Genomic DNA, 21,611 nt, shown 5'->3' with positions numbered 1-21,611 from the left:
CTCGATCTCGTCGCGCTGACGGCCCAGCTCGGATGTGATCGAGCCAAACAGCTCAGGATCACGATCGGCAAGGGACTGGGTGAAAAAACCGTCGGTACGGTGCGGGGCATTCACGGGGCAAATCTCCTGTAGAAGAGGTTCCGATGCCGCCGTTATGGCCGCATCGGTGGTTATTGACTGGCGCTTTCGAGTTTTCAGATCACCCGGTCGCGTGGTTCGAGGCCCTGGAAGAAGTCGCTGAGGTTATCCAGAACGCGGAACCCCATCGCCTCGCGTGCTTCACGCGTCGCACTGCCCAGATGCGGCAGCATCACGAGGTTGTCGCATTGCAACAGGTCCGGGCTGATGCGGGGCTCTCCATCGAACACATCCAGCGCCGCGCCGCCGATCATGTCGAACATCAGCGCCTGAATCAGAGCCCATTCGTCGATCACCTCACCGCGTGCGGTGTTGATCAAGTACGCATCCTGTTTCATCAGGTTCAGCCTGCGCGCATTGATCAGGTGGCGGTTTGCGGCGCCTCCGGGGCAGTGCAGCGAAACGAAATCGCATTGCGGCAACAACTCATCAACCGTGTCCACCTGCGTCGCGTTGCACTTGGCCAAAACGTCTGGCGCAATCGGGCTGCGGTTGTAGACAAGGATATCCATGCCGAACCCGTGATGGGCACGTCGGGCCATTTCCTGACCGATGCGACCATAGCCGATGATACCCAGCGTCTTGCCACTGACCTTGGTTCCGATCAGATGCGTGGGACGCCAGCCGGTCCAATTGCCAGCGCGCAGTTCACGCTCACCTTCACCGGCACGGCGGGCCACCATCAACAGCAGTGTCATGGCGATATCGGCGGTGCATTCGGACAGCACGTCGGGCGTGTTTGTCACAGTCATGCCCAGACCCCGCGCCGACGGCTCGCAGATATGGCTGTAGCCGACGCCATAGTTGGCGAGGATCTTTGTCTGCGCGCCGGGTACGTCCAGCGCTTCGGCGCTGAGCGTATCGGTGACGGTGGGCAGCACTGCGTCATAGGATTTCAGCGCCTGCCGGATTTCGGCCGGGGACATTGGCTTATCCCCGGTGTTCAGCACGGTGTTATAGTTCTCGGCCAGCTGCGCCTCGACGGCAGCAGGCCAACGACGGGTAACAAGAACCGAGGGTTTGACCATCACGCGGCCTCCATCACACGGGCGATCGTTTCACCGATCACGGCAGGGTTTTCCGCAACAGTCACACCGGCGGCGGACAGGATTTCAACCTTTTCGCTGGCGCTTTCACCGAAGGCCGAGATGATGGCACCCGCGTGGCCCATTGTACGACCTTTAGGGGCGGTAAGACCCGCGACATAAGCCACCACCGGCTTGCTGATGTGATCACGGATGTATTCGGCCGCTTCGGCTTCCTGCGGGCCGCCGATTTCACCGATCATAGCGATGATATGGGTGTCTTCGTCCTCTTCGAACCGCTGCAGGATGTCCTTGAAGGACGAACCGTTGATCGGGTCGCCCCCGATGCCGACGCTGGTCGAGACACCAATCCCACGCTCTTTCAGCTGCGCCGCAGCTTCATAACCCAGCGTGCCCGAGCGACCGATGATACCAACATTGCCCGGCAGGTAGATGTGCCCCGGCATGATCCCCAACAGGGCTTTGCCGGGCGAGATCGTCCCCGCGCAGTTCGGGCCAGTCAGAACCATGCGCTTTTCCTTGGGGTAACGATACATGTACCGTTTCACCCGGATCATGTCCTGCGCCGGAATACCGTCGGTGATGCAGACGCAATAGCGGATACCGGCATCTGCGGCCTCCATGATCGAGTCGGCAGCAAATGGCGGCGGCACGAAGACAAGGCTGGCATCGGCGCCGGTTGCCTCAACGGCCTGTTTGACGGTGTCGAAGACCGGAACGCCCTCGACGGTTTCCCCGCCCTTGCCGGGAACAACACCCCCAACAACATTAGTTCCGTAGTTCAGCATGTCCTTGGTGTGGAACCGCGCCATACGGCCAGTGATGCCCTGTACGATGACACGCGAGTCACGATCGAGAAGAATGCTCATTACACAGCCCTCATCTTGGTGCCTTGAGTAAGGTCGTTTTTCCATGCGCCCACAGCGCGTTCTGCGGCTTCCATCAGTGTTGTGGCGCGAATGATCGGCAGGCCCGATTTCGCAAGGATTTTCTGGCCTTCTTCCACATTGGTTCCGGCCAGGCGCACGACCACAGGGATATCAAGGTCAAGTTCCTTCAGCGCCTGTACGACACCCTCGGCCACCCAATCACAGCGGTTGATGCCGGCGAAGATGTTGACGAGGATCGCCTGAACATTGTCGTCCGACAGAACCAGACGGAAGGCCTTGGCCACACGCTCGGGTGAGGCACCGCCACCAATGTCGAGGAAGTTGGCGGGCTCACCCCCGGCCAGCTTGATCGTGTCCATCGTCGCCATGGCCAGACCGGCGCCGTTGACAATGCAGCCGATATTGCCGTCCAATCCCACATAAGACAGACCACGGTCCGCCGCGCGGCTTTCACGCGGGTCTTCCTGGCTTTTGTCGCGCAGCTCGGCGATCTGTGGGTGACGAAACAGAGCATTGTCGTCAAAGCTCATCTTGGCGTCCAGCGCCAGCACGCGGTCGTCACCGGTGATGACTAGCGGGTTGATCTCGACCATGGTGGCGTCCAGATCGCTGAAGGCGGCGTAGCAGCCCTGAAGCGTACGCACCATCTGCTGCACCAGCTTCGGTTCCAGCCCCAGTTGGAACGCGATTTCTCGCGCCTGGAATTCCTGCAAACCAACTGCTGGCTCAACAATTGACCGGACGATGCTTTCTGGACGGTCAGCCGAGATATCCTCGATCTCCATCCCGCCCTCGGACGAGGCCACGATCATCACCCGCTGGCTGGACCGGTCGAGCACGAAACCCAGATAGATCTCGCGGTCAATCGGCACCGCGGATTCAATATAGACGCGGTAGATGCCCTTGCCCTCGGGGCCGGTCTGATGCGTGACCAGCTTGCGGCCGAACAGGTCATCACAGGCCTGATGGATTTCGTTTTCGGTGTTGCACAGCTTGACCCCTCCGGCCTTGCCACGCCCGCCCGCGTGGACCTGTGCCTTGACGATCCACTTGTCGCCGCCCAGCTCGCGCGCCCGATAGGCCGCTTGTTCCGGGCTGTAGGCCAACGCGCCCGAGGGCACGTCGACACCGAACTTCGAAAGAAGTTCTTTCGCTTGGTATTCATGGATATCCATCTGCAATCCTCCCGTTCATGCAGTGTGATTAAGCGGCGATCGATGTGCCGTAGCGGCTTTCCAGCAGGGCCTCGATTGCGTCCTGGTCAACCTCTCCGCCCAGCTCTCGCAGAGCTTCGGCGAACAGGCGTACGATCCGGCTGACAGAGTCCCGGTTCAACTGGTTGAGAATGCCGATGCGGACCTGCACCGGTGCGCTGAGCGTCGGCCAGATGCCAAACCCGCGGGCGCGGCAGTTCTGCACCAGTTCCATCTCACGGCCCGCCAATTCCGGCGGCAGGTTCAGCACGACGAGGCTAGGCATGTCCGAGGTCACCTCGCATCCCATCTCGATCACGGCGTCGCTCAGAACCTTTTCGTGGGTCCGGTAGGACAGCGAGCGCTTGGCCAGACCCTCTTGCAGGGTCAGACGCAGGGATTCGTGGAAGGCTGCGACCGCGTATCCCGAATGGGTGCGGTGATAGGTGCCTTTTTCCACGTCCTGGCCGTCAACGATGCCCCAGTGGCGGGCTTCGAAAATCGGGTTGTGTACGTAGGTATAAGTCCCGGTTGTTTTCAGGGTTTGGATATAGGCATCGGTAAAGCTGACGGGCGCATAGGTCAGCGGCAGGCAGCACAGGCCTTTCTGCGGGCACGAGGCCCAACCGGCGATACCCGGGAAGTCATCAATCGAAAAGTCATCGACACCCAGCGACGAGACCGCATCAATCAGACCCATTGCGCCGTGACGCTCGCAGGCGTCCGAGAATCCGCGTAGATCGTTGATACGGCCCGACCCGGTCTCCCAATGCGCCATGAAGGCCCATTTCGGCTGATGCTCGGCCAGAGCGGCTTCGACCAGCTCACCTGTCACCGGCTGGCCATGCGGAACCTCGATCACGGTGACGCTGGCGGCTTGCGGGTCCAGCGGGTTTGCTGCGTGTTCTTCGGGTGTCGCGGCCTTGATCCGCAGGGTTAGCGCATCAATGCCCGAGAAGGTGCCGTTGGTGAAAGCAACGACCTTGTCGCCTGGCATCACGGCCGAGAACATGGTGTCCAGTGCGCTCCAACCGGTGCCGGCCACGGCGAAGGTATAGGTGTTTTTGGTGCCCCAGATCTTGCGCAGCATATGCTTGCATTCGATCATGCCTCGCAGGACATCGCCCTGCATGTGATCGGCAACGCCTGCCTTGGCAAATGCGTTCAACACGCGGGCATCGGTATTGCCCGGCCCCGGGCCCGCAGCAAGCGTTTCGGGAATTTCGAGCGGTGGGAAAATCTCAAAGGTCATTTTCAGACATCCTCAGCAGTTGGTCGGCATTGCGGCCTGTTGTGTTACGTTGCCGAATAGAAAACGCGGACTTGCCCTATAACGCAACGTAACTTACTACTGCTTTAGGATGGCCAAATGTATGGGTAATTACCCACCCATTTTGGTAAAAATACCAAAGTATACCGATTTCTCGCCTACCCAAATGGGTGGTTTTAGGCAAAAGCAGGGTGAATCAGATGGCTGATACCGCTAACGCTCCAATCGATGTCATGCTGGCGGACAGCAATCCGCTGGTCCTGTCCGCCATGTCCGAAATCTTTGAACGCGACCCGCGATTCTCTCTGGTGGCGACCTCCGCCACGGCCGAAGGGTTTCTGGGAACCGTGATGCGGGTTCCTGTTCAGGTCGGTGTGGTGGATTGGAACCTTCCGGTTTTGGGGGCGTCAAAACTGATCGAAGTGTTGCGCGAACAAGCCAACGCCCCGCGCTTTGTTGTCTATGGGGAAACGACCGGTGAAATCCCGCGCTTGGCGATGCAGGCCGGAGCTGCGGGCTTTGCTGCCCGGTCTGGCGAGGTAGAGGGCCTGTTGGAAACCTGCGCCGACGTCGCGGCTGGGAAAATGGTGTTCCCGTTCATCGACGTCCGTAAAATGCAGCAAGACCCGATTCAAAGCTTGTCGCGCAAAGAACGCGCCATTCTCGAAGCGCTGGCTCAGGGCATGTCGAACCGGGATTTGTCGAAAGAACTCCAAATCTCAACCAACACGGTCAAATTCCACCTGTCAAACATCTATGAGAAATTGGCGGTCAAAAACAGAGCACAGGCGATTGCGTATTATTATTCGTCTCAGTTGTCCGGAGGCTAGGGAGGCACGCTTTGATCAGTGCCGACTTAACCGCGCCCGACTCGTACCCCGCGATGACGGTGGCAGACCTCCTGATGTCGGCAATGCGAAAGATTGCATCCACTCCGCCCGTGACGATGAAGGCTAAATGCTCCGCGCCGTGTACCATGTAAACCAACAGGACCGACCCATGATCCAGAACAATCCCGCCCTGATCGCCGCCATTCGCGACCGGTTCGCTCATGTCGTTAGCTGCCCGTTTCAGGGCGAGCGTATCTTCTTTGAGAACGCCGGTGGGGCGTTGACGCTGAAATCGGTGGTCGAGACGTCGGCGTTCTACGCCGCGATCCCCGACAACCCGGGCCGCATCAACCCGGCGGGGCAGGGCACCCAGAATGTGATAAACAAAGCCAAGGATGATCTGGCAGTGTTCATGAATGCCTCGACCGGCCAGTTCTTTGCCGGTGAGAGCGGCACCGAATTGTTGTTCCGCCTGATCCGCACTGCCTGTTTGGCCGCTCCTAAGGGTGCAAAAGTGATCGGATCGTCGATCGAACACCCCGCCACCCGTAGTGCCGCGCGACGTTGGGCCGAGATTGCGGGTCTGGACTATGTGAACGTGCCCCACAACGACGAAACCGGGTTGGTCACGGTTGAGGACTATGCCGCTCTGATGACTCCAGATGTGGCGGTGGCAACGATCCTACACGCGTCCCCTGTGACAGGAATGGGTATGGATGTTGCCGCGATTTCGGCCGCAATACGGGCGGTGGCACCGAATTGCATGATCATCGTCGATGGCATCCAGCACGCGGCACACGGGCAAGTGGATTTGGACGTCTACACCGTCGATGGCTACGTGATTTCTCCCTACAAAGTATTCTCACGCCATGGTTACGGTATCGCTTGGATTTCCGACCGACTTAGCGTCACGTCGCACGACATGTTGATTGATGCGCCTGCAGCAGGCTGGGAATTCGGCACCCGAGACACAGGATCATATGCGACAGTGTCAGACGTGGTGGCCTATTTCGATTGGCTGGGCGGAGAGGTCTCGAATGAAACAGACCCTCGCAAGCGGATTGAGGCGGCGGGTCGTGCAATCCATGCCTATGAAACCCATCTGACCAACACCGCCATCAACGGCCTTGGAAACCTACCGGGTCTGCGGGACATGGAACACGTCACCATATTGGCAGGGGCCGACAACCCTGCCCGCGAAGGGCTTGTATCCGTTGTAGTCAACGGCAAGGCGTCTGAGGACGTGGTTGAAACCTTGAACCAGCAGGGAATCCGCACGCACACCCGCAAAGCCGACCACTATTCCGGCAACGTGCTCACACCATTGGGTCTGTCGGATTGTATTCGTATCTCGTTTTGTCATTACAACACCGAACAGGAAATCGCCCGCCTTCTATCCGCAATAAAGGTTCTCGGCGACGACGGCTGATCGGGCAGATCAAGGGATACATAAACACCAAGCTGCATGTCATCCAATTTGCTTTGTCACCGCCGAGGCCAGTCAACAATGACAAAGGTGTACGAACCGTGCTGAGCGCCTGATGCAAAAGCAAACGATTTAAACCGCGCATATGCAAAACGCTTCGGTTGATAAATCGGCGATCCTGTTCGAGCGTTTTTTATTAAGAAACGCTTGGACCTGATTTCTTTTTGGCTGAGCGCCCAAGGTGCCTCGGAATACTCTTCACTTCGCGAACACCTGCCGCGAGATCGTTTCGTCACTCAGACAGCACCAAAACATGCCTTTTCGTCAACCGAAGCCTAAAACTTGTGACGCAAACCAACCTACCCCAAGAAGCCTGGCGTCAGCCTGCTAGATTGTCATGGGGCCTAGTGCATGCAGCAGAAAGCACCGTGTGTGACATCCTTCATCAGTGTATCGAAATCTTTGCCGCGCATCTCGACCAGGGTTTTGTGGTCACCTGCTTCGAACCAGATTTTGTCCAACCCAGTTAAGCTGTTGTCGACAACGGTAGGCAAATCATAGGCTTCACCCACAGGCGGTACTGCGCCAAGGGCGCAATCATCGAACAAGTCATGCATTTCAGATTCTGGCGCCAAGCCTAGACGCCGGTTCATCATAGATTGAAGGGCGGTAAGGTCTACCTGATGATTGCTCGGCAAAACTGCAAGCAAAGGCCCTTCCTCCATGTGGATGACAACCGATTTGGCGAGGTGATCGCCGGGAATATGCGCCGCTTCGGCGCATTCAGCGGCAGTTGCGGCATAAGGATGGGGGATTGTGTCAAACGGGAGCCCTTGGGCGTCCAGATGGTGTTTTAAGCGAGTTGCAATTGTCATGGTGCCCTCCGTATCACCGAAGGCGTCCCGGTCGCGAAACGTGTCACGATGCGCAACTAGGGCGCAATTGTATGTGGAACTTTATTCTGCGCCCAATGAGCCCGGCGGGCAAGGGGGTAGGGAACCTGGTCCGCTGGAAAAGACCGGAACGGATCAGAGATTTAAGTTAGAAAGTAGTAGCCGGTGGTGTGTTTTCAGAAATCGATCTGAAGTACCGTTTTTTGGGCCTATCCGCCCCCGCATGTAGAAGCCGGTTGGCCCCCGCGGATCAAGTGGGTGATTTGAATCTCACCCGACGCTGCGAAAGCTGACCGGAAAGATCTGTACCCGCACAAACGCCGAATCCGACGGCAAAAAGAGCCGTTCTGTGGCGGGCATGGGAGGGTTCATTCAGTGAAAATTTCAACAAATCGCTGGGCGGGAAACAAATTGTGATTAGAAATTAAACAATTACGGGCCAGTTTTGTGGTAGACTAGGGTGAACTTAGCGCGCTGGGACGAAGGAGTACGCAACCGAGAGGAATTTTTAAGATGGAGATTTTCGAGCAGTTTGCAGAAGAGTATGGGCGGACCAAGCTCATCGAAATGACATTGCAGGACTATTTGCTGGAATGTCGCGAAGACCCGACAATGCGGGCTACCGCCGCCGAGCGGATGGTCGCCGCGATTGACGAACCAGAGCTTGTAGACACCAGTCAGGAGGCTCGGCTCAGTCGTATATTTCTTAACCGGACAATCAAGCGATATAAACCCTTTCGGGACATTTATGGCGTCGAGGAAACCATAGAGCGCATCGTTGGCTTTTTCCGCCATGCAAGTCAGGGGCTCGAGGAACGCAAGCAAATCCTCTACCTGCTGGGTCCGGTCGGCGGAGGCAAGTCAACGCTTGCCGAGATTCTCAAAAACCTGATGGAGCGGCAACCGATCTATGTGCTGCGGGCAGGTGACCAGATCAGCCCAATCTTTGAATCTCCGCTTGGCCTGTTCGACCGCGACCGGATGGGGGATTTGCTGGAGAACAAGTACAATATTCCCAAACGGCTGTTGAACGGATTGATTTCCCCCTGGGCTGTTAAGCGTTTACAGGAGTTTGACGGCGATATTTCCAAGTTTTCGGTTGTCAAACTCTATCCGTCGAAACTGCGCCAGATTTGTGTGGCCAAAACCGAGCCGGGCGATGAAAATAATCAGGACATTTCTTCGCTTGTCGGGAAGCTCGACATACGCAAGCTGGAAGAATTCAGCCAGAACGACCCGGACGCTTATTCCTATTCCGGTGCTCTGAACCGCACTACGCAGGGATTGATGGAATTTGTGGAGATGTTCAAGGCGCCAATCAAGGTGCTGCATCCCTTGCTGACAGCCACGCAGGAGGGGTCATACGCGGGCACTGAGAACATCGGCGCCTTCCCCTTCCAGGGCGTCATTGTTGCCCACTCGAACGAAGCAGAATGGCAGCAGTTCAAAAATAATAAGAACAACGAGGCCTTTCTGGACCGGATCAGTCTGGTCAAGGTGCCCTATTGCTTGCGTGCCTCGGATGAAACCCGAATTTACGAGAAGTTGCTTGAGGAAAGCAGTCTGGGTGAATCCCCCTGTGCGCCGGAAACGCTGTCCATCCTCAGCCAGTTCAGCGTTCTGACACGGTTGAAAGAACATGAAAACTCGCCGACGTTCTCCAAGCTCCGCGTTTATGACGGTGAAACCCTGAAAGACACCGATCCCAAAGCGCGGTCCGTGCAGGAATATCGGGATGCCGCCGGGGTGGACGAAGGGATGACAGGCACCTCCACCCGCTTTGCGTTCAAGGTGCTGTCCGAGACCTTCAACCACGACACCGACGAAGTCGGCGCCGATCCGGTTCATCTGCTCTATGTTCTTGAGCAGGCCGTGAAACGCGAACAATTCCCCGACGAGGTTGAAAGCCGGTACCTGTCGTTCATGAAGGACGATCTGTCACCGCGGTACGCGGAATTCATCGGCAACGAGATCCAAAAGGCCTATCTGGAATCCTATTCTGACTTTGGTCAGAATCTTTTCGATCGATACATCGCCTTTGCTGATGCCTGGATCGAAGATCAGGACTTCAAGGATCCGGATACCGGGCAGATCCTCAATCGCGGCGTTCTGGAACAGGAACTTGAAAAGATCGAAAAACCGGCCGGAATTTCCAATCCCAAGGATTTCCGGAACGAAGTGGTCAAATTCGTGCTGCGCGCGCGGGCCAACAATCGCGGTCGCAACCCTGACTGGCGCAAGTATGAAAAGCTGAGAAGGGTCATCGAAAAGCGCATGTTCGGTCAGATTCAGGACTTGCTGCCGGTCATCAGTTTTGGTGCCAAGCGGGATAAGGAAACTGAAGCCAAGCATAACGAGTTCATCGATCGCATGATCGGTCGCGGGTACACGCGTCGACAGGTCAGGCGCCTGGTTGAATGGTACATGCGGGTCAACAAGGCAGGATGAGGAGTCTATGCTAAAATGGCCCATTTCATCGATCGAAGGCTGAACCCCAAGAATAAGAACCTTGGGAATCGCAGGCGATTTCTGCGCCGGGTTCGCTCTGCCGTCAAAGAGGCGGTTGACGAAAGCGTCCGGCGCCGGAAAATCGCCGATGTCGGCCAGCAGGAAAACATCTCGGTACCGTCAGAAGGGATCGGAGAACCGCATTTTCAGCATGACAGCAAAGGTGGTACCCGAGACCGTGTCTTGACCGGGAACAAGAAGTTCAGGGCGGGTGACCGGCTCAAGAAACCTCCGTCAGGACAGGAAGGGCAGGGTGGACGTGAAGGCGCACCTGATGGGGAGGGCGAGGACGAGTTTATGTTCGTTCTGTCACGGGACGAGTTTCTGTCCCTGTTCTTCGAGGATCTCGAACTGCCCGACATGGTCAAACGCAGCCTGAAAGAGGTGACAATCTCCAAACCGCATCGCATGGGCTACACAGCCGCCGGGACGCCCGCCAACCTCAGTGTTTCGCGCACGATGCGCAATGCGTTCGGCCGACGGCTTGCAATGAGGCGCCCAAATAGCGCGGAGATTCAGGCTCTTACGAAACAGGTTGAAGAGCTCGAGGCGTTGAAAAAGCCTGATGCGGCACAAAAAGCGGAAAGACAGGTGCTGCGCGAGAAGCTCGACAAGATGCTGCGGCGACGTAAGATCGTCCCCTACATCGACCCGCTGGATGTGCGGTACAAGTATTTCGAAATGCGCCCCGAGCCGGCGGCGAATGCGGTGATGTTCTGCCTGATGGACGTTTCGGCCTCGATGGGCGAGCGGGAAAAGAGCCTTGCCAAGCAGTTCTTCGTTCTGCTGCATCTTTTCCTCAAACAACGCTACGACAAGATCGAGCTTGTTTTCATCCGCCACACCCAGATCGCGGCGGAGGTTGATGAAGACACCTTTTTTCACTCTCGCCAGACCGGCGGTACGGTCGTGAGCAGTGCCCTCAACGAGATGAAAAAGATAATCGAAGCCCGTTATCCACCCTCACAGTGGAATATCTATGCCGCGCAGGCATCAGATGGGGAGAATTTCAGCGGAGATTCAAAGCTGTGTGCCGATCTGTTGACCAGTGATCTGATGAAAGGCTGCCAATACTTCGCCTATACGGAAATCGTCGACGAGACCGAAGCCAATCTGATGAACAGCGAAGATAATGGCATGGAGTTGTGGCGTTCTTACCGTCAGGTTTCAGAGGCTTGGCCAAATTTCGCCATGAAGCGGATCGCGCGCGCCAGCGACATCTACCCGGTTCTGCACGAGCTGTTTGCGCGCAAAACGAACGGAGTTTCAAATGGCTGATCGGACTGAAACCAGGGCACCACTGTTTGATAGCTCGGAATGGGATTTTGAGACCATCCAGCGCAGCTATGACGCGATCGAGCGTGTGGCGATTGATGATCTTGAACTCGACGTCTATCCGAACCAGATCGAAATTATCTCGTACCAGCAAATGCTGGATGCCTATTCGTCGACCGGGATGCCGCTGATGTATCGGCACTGGTCTTTTGGCAAGCGTTTCGTTCACGAAGAGAAAGCCTATAGCAAAGGCGCAAACGGTCTTGCCTATGAGATCGTGATCAACTCCGATCCCTGTATCTCGTACTGCCTCGAAGACAACACGATGGCGCTTCAGGTCCTGGTGATCGCCCACGCGGCCTTCGGGCACAATCATTTCTTCAAGAACAATCACCTGTTTCGCCAGTGGAGTGATGCGCGGGGTATTCTCGACTATCTCGACTATGCACGCGGATTTATTGCCCAATGCGAAGAACTGCACGGGGAACGCGAGGTTGAGCATTTGCTGGACGCGGCCCACGCTCTCATGCCGTCGAGTGTCTTCCGGCACAGGCGTCCACCCCACTCATCGCTCGCGGATGAGAGAACCCGGCAGCGAGAGAGGCGCATCGAAGAAGAACGGGCGGTACATTACCTGTGGGACGCCTTCGATCATCCTACACAATCGTCGAAAACCGATGAAGAGGCGCGGAAACGCAAGCGTGAAATGGGCCTGCCGGAAGAAAACCTGCTCTATTTCGTCGAACGCCACAGCCCGGTTCTGAAGTCCTGGCAACGTGAAGTTTTGCGCATCGTTCGCAATATAGCTCAGTATTTCTACCCGCAGCGTCAGACAAAAGTGATGAACGAAGGATGCGCCTGTTTCGTCCACTATTACGTTACAAACGAGTTGCATCGCACCGGTCTGCTGACGGATGGCGCCATGCTCGAAATTCTGCACAGCCATACCAATGTGCTGACGCAGCCCGACTTTGACGCTCCGAATGCGATGGGCATAAACCCTTATGCGCTGGGGTTCGCGATGATGCAGGATATCCAGCGCATCTGCACCGACCCGACCGAGGAAGACCGGGAATGGTTTCCTGACATCGCGGGCAGCGGCGCGTGGCGCGATGTGTTAAAGGATGCCTGGGCCAACTTTCGCGACGAGAGTTTCGTTCAGCAGTTCCTCAGCCCCAATGTCATGCGCCGGTTCCGCATGTTTTCGCTGACAGATGACGAGGGAAAACCCTTTTACACGGTCGACGCGATTCATGACGAACGCGGCTATCACCAGGTGCGCGACACCCTGGCGCGCAGTTTCGACGTTTCGGAATACGATCCCGATATTCAGATCGTGGATGTTGACTTAATGGGGGATCGTCACCTCAGGCTGCATCACTCCGTGCGTAACGGTGTGCCGCTGGACAAAAAGACCTGTGAAGGGACCTTGGGCCATCTGCGGGAGATTTGGGGTTTCGACGTGGCGTTCGAGAATTAGCAACGATTGTGTGCAATCTCGGTGTTCAGATTGACGAGAGAGCCTTTGCGGGTGCCTGGTGCTGATAAAGGGTATAGGCAGGTTATCGACCTTGCACCATCAACTTTGTAACGCGGATCCTTGTCGTTGACACAGTGTTTGGACGTTGATCCTCCCTCTTTTAAGTGGTCCGCCGCTATGCTTAGTGAACGAAGGACCAAAAATGGTAAACAAGCGACACAAGCCCTAGGAGATTATCACTAAGTTACGTCAGGTCGAATTGCTTGTCGGGCAAGGTATGGCAAGGGTCGGTGCGATCCGCGAGCTACGCATAGCTGAGCCGATCAATTTTCGCTGGCGCAAGCAATATGGCAGTATGGGAACCGACCAGTTTAGGGAGCTCAAACGACTTCAGAAGGAGAACGCGCGGTTTGAGAAAGGCTGTTTCTGACCTCACCTTGGACAAGCTGATCCTGGCGGAGGCCGGCAAAGGGAAACTTCTCCGCACGTCGTCGTGCCTGTATCAATCAGGTTCTCTGTCAGTTCAGTATCTCGGTACGCCAAGCCTGTCGTGTATTGAAGCAGGTCGTTGGCCATCGGGATCGAGGTGAACTCGGTCGCGGTGCCCACCGGCGAGACCTGGCTGGTCCAGATCAAGAACGCGGCACGGGCCAAGACCGCCCCGGCGGATGTGTCGCTGATGGCCGGTATCCCGCGCAGTCAGGGTGCAGATCAGAAAGTACTCAAAACCCTCGACGATTCCAAATACCCAAACCTGTCGAACATGTCGGATACATTCCAGGACCGCTATGATGACGGTAGCCTATTTGGGGTCGGTGCGGAGTCGTGGTACATCACACTTTGCACAAACTCGGACGAATTTCCAGAAGCCCCGGACAGTTGGGCAGCGTTGTGGGATGAGACCTAAAAGGACCAGATCTGTCTGCTGGGTCTGGTCTCAAACTCTTACATGCTGGAAGTGACCGCTACGACATTCTTTGGGGGCACCGAAATTCTGGATTCCAAGAAAGGCATCCAGCAGGTGTTCGACAAACTGTCCGAGGTCGTTCCTAATGTACGGCTTTGGTACAAGGATGAGAGCGCGTTTGACCAATCCTTGCAGGACGGTGAAATTCCGATGGGCCAATATTACCACGACGTGGCGGGCCTTGCCGCTGCTGAGGGGTTCCCGGTTGTCTCCACCTTCCCGAAAAAAGGCGGAATTGTAGATTCAGGCTATTGAATCGTTCCCGAGCATGCCCAGCCGATTGATGAGATTCATGAGTTCATCAACTTTTTTTCGGCACCTGAGACACAGGCCCTGTTGTCACGCAATGTCGGCACAGCTCCGGTCGTCGATCCGGCCTTGACCGATCTGACAGAGGAAGAACTGGCAGCAGTCAGCAGCCCGAAAGCCCCGATCGTTCCACGCCCTTGGGGAAGTGACAGCCTTTCAAAGAGACCATGCTGAAGCTTGTTGAAAAACTATTCGGAGGGAACAAACGCCAGGTTCTGCATACTCGCCAATTGGCCCCCAAAGTTTGCGACACTTCCGCTGTGAATCATGCCGCCTGGCGGAAATCAATGGGTCCTGACCTTGGCAACCCTTGGACAGCGGCGGGGCTCAAGTTACTCTGAACGTAAAACCAGAGGTCTAGCGTGCATCGATTCATCCTTCAGATGGCGGCGATCCTTGTATTCTCGACGGGGCTTCACGCCGAAAAGAGCGACTATCTTGAGCTTGCGCAGCGCGGCTGGGGGTATCAGCTTCGGTCCACTATGATCGGTCGCGACATGGCCGTTCCCGTTCACATCAACGGGCGGGACCTCGCCGGTGCAGCACTCTGCCTGATCGGTGAGCGGCCTCATCCGCAGACATTGATGGTTCTGAACACCTTTCGGGACTTGCTACGACACAGTTACGGATATCCCACGCCAATGCGCTATGCAGGCCGGTCAGCCAGAAATTGCGGCACCGGTCGCACTGTGGTTTTACGCCTTTATTCCGGATATCCCCCGGAACGAGAGCTGTCTTTGGACTTGGACTGGCTCAGCGAAACCCATCTGCTTGGCCTGCCGGCGGGACGCAGATACGTAATGACTTCACCGGCGATGGCGCAGACCTTCTTTGGCCATCGTGGCCAGGGAACGCACATTGTAGTCAAACAACCGGCCCATGGCCGACCGGACCTGTTGGAGAGGGCATTCCACAAGTCTATCCTGCTGGAGGAGCTTTTTCAGTCCTATACGTTTGGCATGGACGTTCCGCATTTTGACAGGGCCGCCGGATTTCTGTCCAAGCTTCAGGAAACGCCCGTCAATCTGCACCGTTGGCCCTGGAGTTCACATGATTTCATGCGGGCGCTATTGAATTCCAACCCCAGCGGGCTGTGTGCATTTGATGTGTTCATGCTGCACGCCGTGGCGCAGTCGCCTGTAGATCAGACGATCGATCCGGGGTTCTTCGACTATATCGACCGACAGTACGACCGGCTTTGGGCGCAAACCGACAAAACACTGTCCGACCCGCGGTTTTCGTCTCTGTTTGACGACAGCTGTACCCGGGCGGTGCAGGTTGCCAGGTAATACCATCGGGTGTGTTTTGCGGGACGGCTGACTCCGGTTAGCCTGAACCCGGGCGTTGCGCCCGCGCCACCATGGGGAGGACACATGGATACCAGGCCTGAAAATCCGCCGCGCGCGATTGAAGAGTTGTCGGGATACTTGTCGCAGGGGTTGGTTGGGCATGAACACCTGATCGAATGCCTTCTGATCGCGCTGCTGGAAGGTGGTCACCTTCTGGTCGAGGGCGCGCCCGGCCTGGCCAAGACCCGCGCTGTCAAATGGCTGTCGAACGCTGTAGAGGGCAGTTTTGCACGGATACAATGCACCCCCGACCTGATGCCGTCGGACGTGACCGGAACGCCGGTTTACAAGCCGCAGGATGGGCGGTTCGAATTTGTTCCGGGGCCGGTCTTTCACACCCTCGTTCTGGTTGATGAGATCAACCGGGCACCACCCAAGGTTCAATCCGCCCTGCTTGAAGCCATGGCCGAGCATCAGGTGACCGTCGGGAACGAAACCCACGCACTTCCCGATCCATTTCTGGTCATTGCCACTCAGAACCCGATCGAACATGACGGTACCTTTCCGTTGCCCGAAGCTCAGCTGGACAGGTTTTTGCTGCATGTGGTCCTGTCGCTGCCGGATCTGGAAACCGAACGCCGGATACTGGATCTGGTCATCGCGGAATCTCAGGACGGCCCACCGGATGTGCGGCGCTTGACTCTTGAGGGTTTGCGCGCGGCCCGGTCAGATGCCCGTGCGGTTCATGTGGCACCGGAATTGCGGGATTACATCGTCCGCCTTGTCTCGGCCACGCGCGAGGGGCCGTTGGCGGACCACGTGGAACATGCTGTCTCGCCACGTGGGTCGCTTGCGCTGGCCTCGGCCGCGCGGGCGCGGGCTTATCTGCGCGGCCGCGATTTTGCTTTGCCGGAAGATGTGGTCGCTGTGGCCCCCGACGCGCTGGCCCATCGGATGGTGCTGACCTGGAGGGCCATAGCGGATGGGCACAAACCGCGCAGTCTGGTGGCGGATATTCTGGATAGGGTGGAACCGTTGTGACCGACCTGTTGTCACAATCTGGTGTGAGCCTGACGTCGGACGCTCTGATCGCTCTACGACGTCTGGCTTTGGCGGCGTATGTCAACCCGCCGGTTGTGGCCTTGCCCGGGGGATTTATGACCCGCAAGCGCGGGCAGGGCGTTGAGGTCGCAGATGCACGTGAATATGTGGCTGGCGACGATATCCGTCACCTGGATCGGGGTACAACCGCGCGCACTGGGCGATTGCATGTCCGTCAGTTTCAGGAAGAACGTGACCGGGTCTCACTGCTGGTTGCCGATTTTCGCGCGCCGATGTTCTGGGGGGTACGACGGGCTTTTTTGTCCGTTGCCGCCGCCGAGGTACTGGCGCTGATTGGCTGGCACCTGATCGAGAGCGGTGGGCGTGTCGGTCTGTTGGCAATCACGACCGGGGCGCCGGTCATCGTCCCACCGCGCGGCAGAACGCGCGGAATGCTGGCTGTGATCGGCGGTCTGGTACAGGCCCATGGGCGCAGCCTGACATCTCTGCGGAACGGACTGGACGAAGGGCGACCGCTGGACCGAGCATTGGAAACCGTGGAACGTCTGACCCGGTTGGGCTCGGAAATCATCATTGCATCAGGCTTCGATAAACCCGGCGATGGGCTTGCCGACCGGTTGGACCGTATTGCCCATCGCCGCCGCCCACGGCTGGTTCTCGTCACCGAGAGTAACACAGACGAGATGCCGCGCGGCTGGTACCCCATGCGCCTGTCAGACGGGCAACAAAAACGTGTGTATCTGAGCGGTGGTAGGGCGCGAAATGAGACCCTGTATCATCAAACAGTCGCAACGCATCCGGCCCTTGTTCTGAATGCCAGTGACCCGGTCGAGGACACCAGCCGCCGCATCGCAGCCGCGTTTTCCGAGAGGATCGCCGCATGAATGAAACCGCCATGTCCGAAGCCACAATGTTGGCCAGCCTGAGGGACACACGTCTGCCGGCCGAGGCAGCGGGTGGCGTTTTGGCTGAATACGCCGCGGTGGTCGGAATGGCGGCGTTGGCCGCGGTTTGTGTCGTCTTTGTTTTGCGGTTGCTGAGTATCCGACGCGTTGCGACGCGGACAGGCTCCGCTGCTGACACGCAGCCCGACATGTCAGGCTGGTCTGATGACCGCCGAAGGGTCGCTTTGTTGCATCAGCTTCGCAAGCGGGACCCGCAACGCTATTCGGAACTCGCAGGTGATCTGTACCGGCCGGGTGGAGGTCCCGATCTGGCGTTGCTGAAAGACGAGGTCGCGCGCCGTGTTTGATCTCGCCGATCCTCTGGTGCTCCTCCTTTTGCCCGTTCCGTTGCTTATCTCGCGGTTCGACAAGCCCCGGCCGCTGCTGGAACGCGGCTTTCCGGTTCCGGATCGCATCGGCGCGTTGCTTTCGGCGGCCGGCTCCGGCCACGCGCCCGGTGGCCATGCGATGGCGGACAAAGCGATCTTGTGGCTCATCTGGATACTTATGGTATTCGCGGTGTCCGGGCCGCGCGAACTGACGCCGGTCAGCGCCCTGAAAGTCTCGGGTCGCGATCTTGCGATTGTATTGGATCTGTCCGGATCGATGGTGCGCGATGATTTCCACCTGGATGGCCGCCAGGTCACGCGGCTGGAAGCCGTGACAACCGTGGGCGCAGATTTCGCCCGTCGCAGGGCAGGGGACCGGGTAGCGCTGATCGTTTTCGGGTCCGAGGCGTATTATGCCACCCCCTTCACTTTCGATACCGATGCCGTCGCCCGCCGGATCGAAGAGGCCAGCATCGGCATTTCGGGGCGCGCGACAAATATCTCGGACGGTCTTGGACTGGCGCTGAAACGGATGGCCGACAGTCAGGCGGCGTCGCGGGTGGTTATCCTGCTGTCTGATGGGGTGAACAATGCCGGTGCCACCAATCCGCGCGGTGTCGCGGAACTGGCCGCCGGGATGGGCGTGCGCGTGCACACTATCGCGTTGGGACCCAAGGATTTGGAAACCGCAGAGGTGGGCGAGCGTGGTGTCGTTGATGCGGCTACCCTGCGCGCCATTGCGCAGGTTTCGGGTGGAGAGAGCTTTCGCGTCAAAACCACCGATGACCTGATTGCGGTGACAGAGGCGCTGGACCGTCTGGAAGCTACCGACAGTGCAGGCCTGACCGCTGAAATTCATCGTAGCTATTGGACCTGGCCCGCCGCGCTGGCGGTTGTTTTTGCGCTTTGGGCGGCGTGGAGGCACGCAGGATGACAGGGCCGGAGTTCACTCTTCTCAGGCCCCTTTGGCTGCTTGCCCTTCCGGGTCTTGCCGGGCTTGCCTGGTGGGTGCTGTCCCGTGCACGCGGGTTCGGTGCGTGGGACAATGTCGCGGATGCGGCGCTGATCAAGGCGATGGCGGCGATTGGCCGGATCGAAGGGGCAGCTTTCCCGCTGCCTCCGATTGTTCTTTTGTCGGTTGCGGGGCTCAACGTGGTCGCCCTGATCGGCCCGGCAGTCGAGCGGCGCGACGCACAGACCTATCGCAATCTGGATGGTGTTATGTTTCTGGTCGATGCCTCGACCAGTGTTGCCGGCAACGAACGCTGGCCGCAGATGTTGACCATGGGCCGATTTGGCGTTGGCGCTTTAGGGTCCAGACCTGGCGGGATCATAGTGTTCGCAGGCGACGCCTATGTCGCAACGGATATGACGACCGACCACCGGCAATTGGGTCAGACCTTTTCATTGATCGCTGCCGACACAGTACCCGATAAGGGATCCCGCCCCGAACGCGCGCTTGGGCTTTCCGCCCGGCGGATGGATGAGGCTGGCATCCTTGCCGGTGACGTGGTCCTGTTCACCGATGGTGAAGGCTTGGGGGCAGAATCCCTGCAACATGTTGCAGCCCTAGCCGGTCGCGACGTCAGAGTGTCCTTGGTTGCGATGGAGGACCCATCCGCGCAGATGCAAACCCATGCGAGAGTTGGTGGGGGCGCCGTTTTCACATTGGGCCATACCGACGAGCTGGGGCAATGGCTGGCGCAGGACACAGCCACGCGGCTGGAAAAGGCGGACTATCCAGTGCTTTTCTGGCACGATCTGGGGCGGTACATTCTGGTCCTCGCTCTGTTCCCGATGCTGCTGTTGTTCTGGAGGGAAAGGGCATGAAGTGGCTGGCCCTGTTCGGAGCTGCTTTTGTGGGGCTCGCCCTCGCACTGGGCGGAGCTGCACCCTTTGGTCGGGTCGCCCTGGCGATAGGGGCGAATAGGGTCGCGGTGCAGCTGTTTTCGGACCCGGACTGGAGCGGCGTTGCTTTGTTTCGTGTAGGCGATTTCGACGCGGCGGCGCTGGCGTTCGAAGAGGCGGGCGCGATCTACAATCTGGGGAATACCGAGGTCTTTCGCGGTCGCCTCGCCGCCGGGTTGGAAGCCTATGATCAGGCGATTGCCACCGGAGATACGGATGCGCAGGCGAATTTCGACGTTGTGGCTGCCTATTATGCGGGCCTGCAGATCGACCCCGAAGCGCTTGGCCTGTTTCCAGAGCGCAAGACCGGACCGCAGGCCGACAGCTTCATCGCGCGCGGCGATGCCCGTGCGGCGGGCACTGGCAGCGAAGTCACCAATTCCAACACGATGCTCGGGCTGGCCGAACTCGACAGTCGCGGACGTCTTGGGGTGCGGCGCATCTTTGACGACAAATTCATGGTGGCAGATGAGCGCTGGCTGAACCAGTTGTCCGACGTCCCCGGTGAATTCATGGCCGCCCGGATCGCGCAGGAGCACAAACGCCGCGCAAAACTGGGCTTGTCCCCGCCCGAGCCGGAGGACCCGCGATGAAATGGCTTGTCCTGATGTGCCTGTTCTTGCCCGTGCACGCGGTGGCACAATCGAAAACGGTTCTGCCCTCGGAACTGTCGATCGAGGTGACGGTCGAGGAAAACGCTGCAATCCCGTTCACGCGTGAGATGATCCTGATCTCTATCCGTGGCGTTTACAGGCGCCACATTACACGGGAAAAGCTGGTTCAGCCTGATTTCAACGGCTTTAGCTGGGCGCAGCTTGGGCCGGATCACTGGACGGAAGAAAGGATCAATGGTCGAAACTTCAAAGTGTTTACCCGGCGGATGGCAGTTTACCCTGTCAGGTCCGGCACCCTGACGATTGGTCGGTTCACCCATAGCCTGACTCTGACGGATGAAAATGACGACTGGTTCCAGCATGATATCCAGTCTGAGCCACTGACCATTGAGGTCGCCCCGGCTCCGGCCTCGGCCGGTTGGTGGTTTCCTGTCCGCGACCTGAAAATCTCGGACCAATGGTCGAATGCTCCCGATCAGTTGTCCCCAGGCGAAGGTGTGTTGCGTGTAATCCGGATCGAGGCATTGGGGGCAACGCCCGAGATGGTGCCCCCGATGCCCGAGTTGCATTCACCTTCGGCCATGATCTTCGCTCACCCCGAAAAACGGTTGGTGGAACTGACACCGGACGGCCCGGTGACATACGCGTTCTGGCGCTGGACCATTCGGCCCGGCAATGACACTTCGGGCATCGTTGAGCCGCTTCAGCTCAGCTACTTCGATACGGTTGCCCGGGAAAACCGTGACGTCACCATCTCAGCTCAGCGTGTGGCCTACGGTACCGTCGCGGGCGGGGAAACAGGCGTGGAGTTGAACTCCGACCCAACCGCTGCACGACTACCCGGCTGGCCCGCTGTTGCTTTGGCGGCGTTCGTTTTCGCAATCGGAGTGGTCTGGGGCATGTCCGGCCGCAAGCTGACCGGCTTGCCGGCGCTGCAGCGTTTTGGGATCTTTGACCCGCTGGTGCGGGATCTAAGGACATGTGCCAGGACCGGACGTGCTGACGGGCTGCGGCGGGTCGCGGCCGCGATCCTGCGCCGGGATGGACCGTCTCAAGCTCGCCTGGAACAGATCCAGGAATTCGACCGGAGGTTTTATGACCCCAAGGCTCCGGCACTTGATTTGATGGGATTTGCCCGTGACTTCCTGCGCAATTGAGGGGTTCCAGCAGTCAAGTTTCTGTTAAATAGAACCTTTTTCTCGGGTATCAAACTGAAACAGTTGAAACGTTCCAAAATTGA

20 protein-coding genes and 1 pseudogene are annotated in these 21,611 nt (G+C 58.0%); 16 read left to right on the top strand and 5 right to left on the bottom strand.

Annotated elements, in window-relative coordinates; all coding sequences use genetic code 11:
* Positions 1-194: 194 nt before the first annotated feature.
* From ACR0ER_RS19160 to ACR0ER_RS19145, 4 genes are read right to left on the bottom strand one after another with little or no spacing between them, the layout of a single operon-like run.
* Positions 195-1,166, bottom strand: coding sequence for a 2-hydroxyacid dehydrogenase (locus tag ACR0ER_RS19160; RefSeq protein WP_480770314.1), 972 nt, complete (start codon positions 1,164-1,166; stop codon positions 195-197).
* Positions 1,166-2,053 carry a succinate--CoA ligase subunit alpha gene (sucD, locus tag ACR0ER_RS19155; protein ID WP_480770313.1) on the bottom strand — a complete coding sequence of 296 codons (888 nt, stop codon included), beginning with the start codon at positions 2,051-2,053 and terminating at the stop codon, positions 1,166-1,168. Before sucD ends, ACR0ER_RS19160 begins: the two co-directional genes overlap by 1 nt.
* A complete protein-coding gene (locus ACR0ER_RS19150; protein ID WP_480770312.1) occupies positions 2,053-3,249 on the bottom strand; it encodes a malate--CoA ligase subunit beta in 1,197 nt (398 codons plus the stop codon). Before ACR0ER_RS19150 ends, sucD begins: the two co-directional genes overlap by 1 nt.
* A 28-nt stretch (positions 3,250-3,277) precedes the next feature.
* Entirely contained in the window at positions 3,278-4,519 is a 1,242-nt protein-coding gene (locus ACR0ER_RS19145; protein ID WP_480770311.1) for a pyridoxal-phosphate-dependent aminotransferase family protein, read from the bottom strand.
* A 218-nt stretch (positions 4,520-4,737) separates the two neighbouring features.
* On the opposite strand from ACR0ER_RS19145, the gene ACR0ER_RS19140 reads away from it, so the two are divergent.
* Positions 4,738-5,367, top strand: coding sequence for a LuxR C-terminal-related transcriptional regulator (locus ACR0ER_RS19140; RefSeq protein WP_480770310.1), 630 nt, complete (start codon positions 4,738-4,740; stop codon positions 5,365-5,367).
* Between the two features lie 169 nt (positions 5,368-5,536).
* Positions 5,537-6,796, top strand: coding sequence for an aminotransferase class V-fold PLP-dependent enzyme (locus ACR0ER_RS19135; RefSeq protein ID WP_480770309.1), 1,260 nt, complete (start codon positions 5,537-5,539; stop codon positions 6,794-6,796).
* Positions 6,797-7,197: 401 nt separating this feature from the next.
* Here ACR0ER_RS19135 and ACR0ER_RS19130 read toward each other — a convergent pair whose 3' ends face one another.
* Entirely contained in the window at positions 7,198-7,668 is a 471-nt protein-coding gene (locus ACR0ER_RS19130) for an aminoacyl-tRNA deacylase (protein ID WP_480770308.1), read from the bottom strand.
* A 531-nt stretch (positions 7,669-8,199) separates the two neighbouring features.
* Between ACR0ER_RS19130 and ACR0ER_RS19125 the strand changes: the two genes are divergently transcribed.
* The 14 genes and pseudogenes from ACR0ER_RS19125 (at position 8,200) to ACR0ER_RS19060 (ending at position 21,528) form a co-directional block, all read left to right on the top strand.
* Positions 8,200-10,134 carry a PrkA family serine protein kinase gene (locus tag ACR0ER_RS19125; protein WP_480770307.1) on the top strand — a complete coding sequence of 645 codons (1,935 nt, stop codon included), beginning with the start codon at positions 8,200-8,202 and terminating at the stop codon, positions 10,132-10,134.
* A 15-nt stretch (positions 10,135-10,149) separates the two neighbouring features.
* Positions 10,150-11,472: a YeaH/YhbH family protein gene (locus ACR0ER_RS19120; RefSeq protein ID WP_480770306.1), complete on the top strand. Its 1,323-nt coding sequence runs from the start codon at positions 10,150-10,152 to the stop codon at positions 11,470-11,472.
* Positions 11,465-12,949: a SpoVR family protein gene (locus tag ACR0ER_RS19115; protein WP_480770305.1), complete on the top strand. Its 1,485-nt coding sequence runs from the start codon at positions 11,465-11,467 to the stop codon at positions 12,947-12,949. Before ACR0ER_RS19120 ends, ACR0ER_RS19115 begins: the two co-directional genes overlap by 8 nt.
* A 232-nt stretch (positions 12,950-13,181) precedes the next feature.
* A pseudogene (locus ACR0ER_RS19110) lies at positions 13,182-13,564 on the top strand (transposase); the annotation flags it as partial.
* Entirely contained in the window at positions 13,536-13,856 is a 321-nt protein-coding gene (locus ACR0ER_RS19105) for a hypothetical protein (protein ID WP_480770317.1), read from the top strand. The pseudogene ACR0ER_RS19110 and the gene ACR0ER_RS19105, both read left to right, overlap by 29 nt.
* Positions 13,857-13,898: 42 nt before the next feature.
* Positions 13,899-14,171 (top strand): hypothetical protein, encoded by a 273-nt coding sequence (locus ACR0ER_RS19100; RefSeq protein ID WP_480770304.1) that lies wholly within the window; start codon positions 13,899-13,901, stop codon positions 14,169-14,171.
* Positions 14,172-14,587: 416 nt separating this feature from the next.
* Positions 14,588-15,514: a hypothetical protein gene (locus ACR0ER_RS19095; protein WP_480770303.1), complete on the top strand. Its 927-nt coding sequence runs from the start codon at positions 14,588-14,590 to the stop codon at positions 15,512-15,514.
* Positions 15,515-15,598: 84 nt separating this feature from the next.
* Positions 15,599-16,555 carry an AAA family ATPase gene (locus tag ACR0ER_RS19090; RefSeq protein WP_480770302.1) on the top strand — a complete coding sequence of 319 codons (957 nt, stop codon included), beginning with the start codon at positions 15,599-15,601 and terminating at the stop codon, positions 16,553-16,555.
* Entirely contained in the window at positions 16,552-17,460 is a 909-nt protein-coding gene (locus tag ACR0ER_RS19085) for a DUF58 domain-containing protein (RefSeq protein ID WP_480770301.1), read from the top strand. Before ACR0ER_RS19090 ends, ACR0ER_RS19085 begins: the two co-directional genes overlap by 4 nt.
* Entirely contained in the window at positions 17,457-17,828 is a 372-nt protein-coding gene (locus ACR0ER_RS19080) for a hypothetical protein (RefSeq protein ID WP_480770300.1), read from the top strand. Before ACR0ER_RS19085 ends, ACR0ER_RS19080 begins: the two co-directional genes overlap by 4 nt.
* On the top strand, positions 17,821-18,783 hold the full coding sequence (locus ACR0ER_RS19075; RefSeq protein WP_480770299.1) for a VWA domain-containing protein: 963 nt from the start codon (positions 17,821-17,823) through the stop codon (positions 18,781-18,783). The genes ACR0ER_RS19080 and ACR0ER_RS19075 overlap by 8 nt, the downstream gene beginning before the upstream one ends.
* Positions 18,780-19,679, top strand: coding sequence for a vWA domain-containing protein (locus tag ACR0ER_RS19070; RefSeq protein WP_480770298.1), 900 nt, complete (start codon positions 18,780-18,782; stop codon positions 19,677-19,679). The genes ACR0ER_RS19075 and ACR0ER_RS19070 overlap by 4 nt, the downstream gene beginning before the upstream one ends.
* A complete protein-coding gene (locus ACR0ER_RS19065; protein WP_480770297.1) occupies positions 19,676-20,350 on the top strand; it encodes a hypothetical protein in 675 nt (224 codons plus the stop codon). Before ACR0ER_RS19070 ends, ACR0ER_RS19065 begins: the two co-directional genes overlap by 4 nt.
* The gene (locus tag ACR0ER_RS19060) at positions 20,347-21,528 is read left to right on the top strand and encodes a hypothetical protein (protein WP_480770296.1); all 1,182 of its coding nucleotides are present in this window, start codon (positions 20,347-20,349) and stop codon (positions 21,526-21,528) included. The genes ACR0ER_RS19065 and ACR0ER_RS19060 overlap by 4 nt, the downstream gene beginning before the upstream one ends.
* The last annotated feature ends 83 nt before the right edge of the window (positions 21,529-21,611 follow it).

This window comes from Ruegeria sp. CH8, from assembly GCF_056536985.1.
The sequence above is the reverse complement of the archived record's forward strand: the minus strand, read 5'-3'. Positions and strand labels throughout refer to the sequence as shown.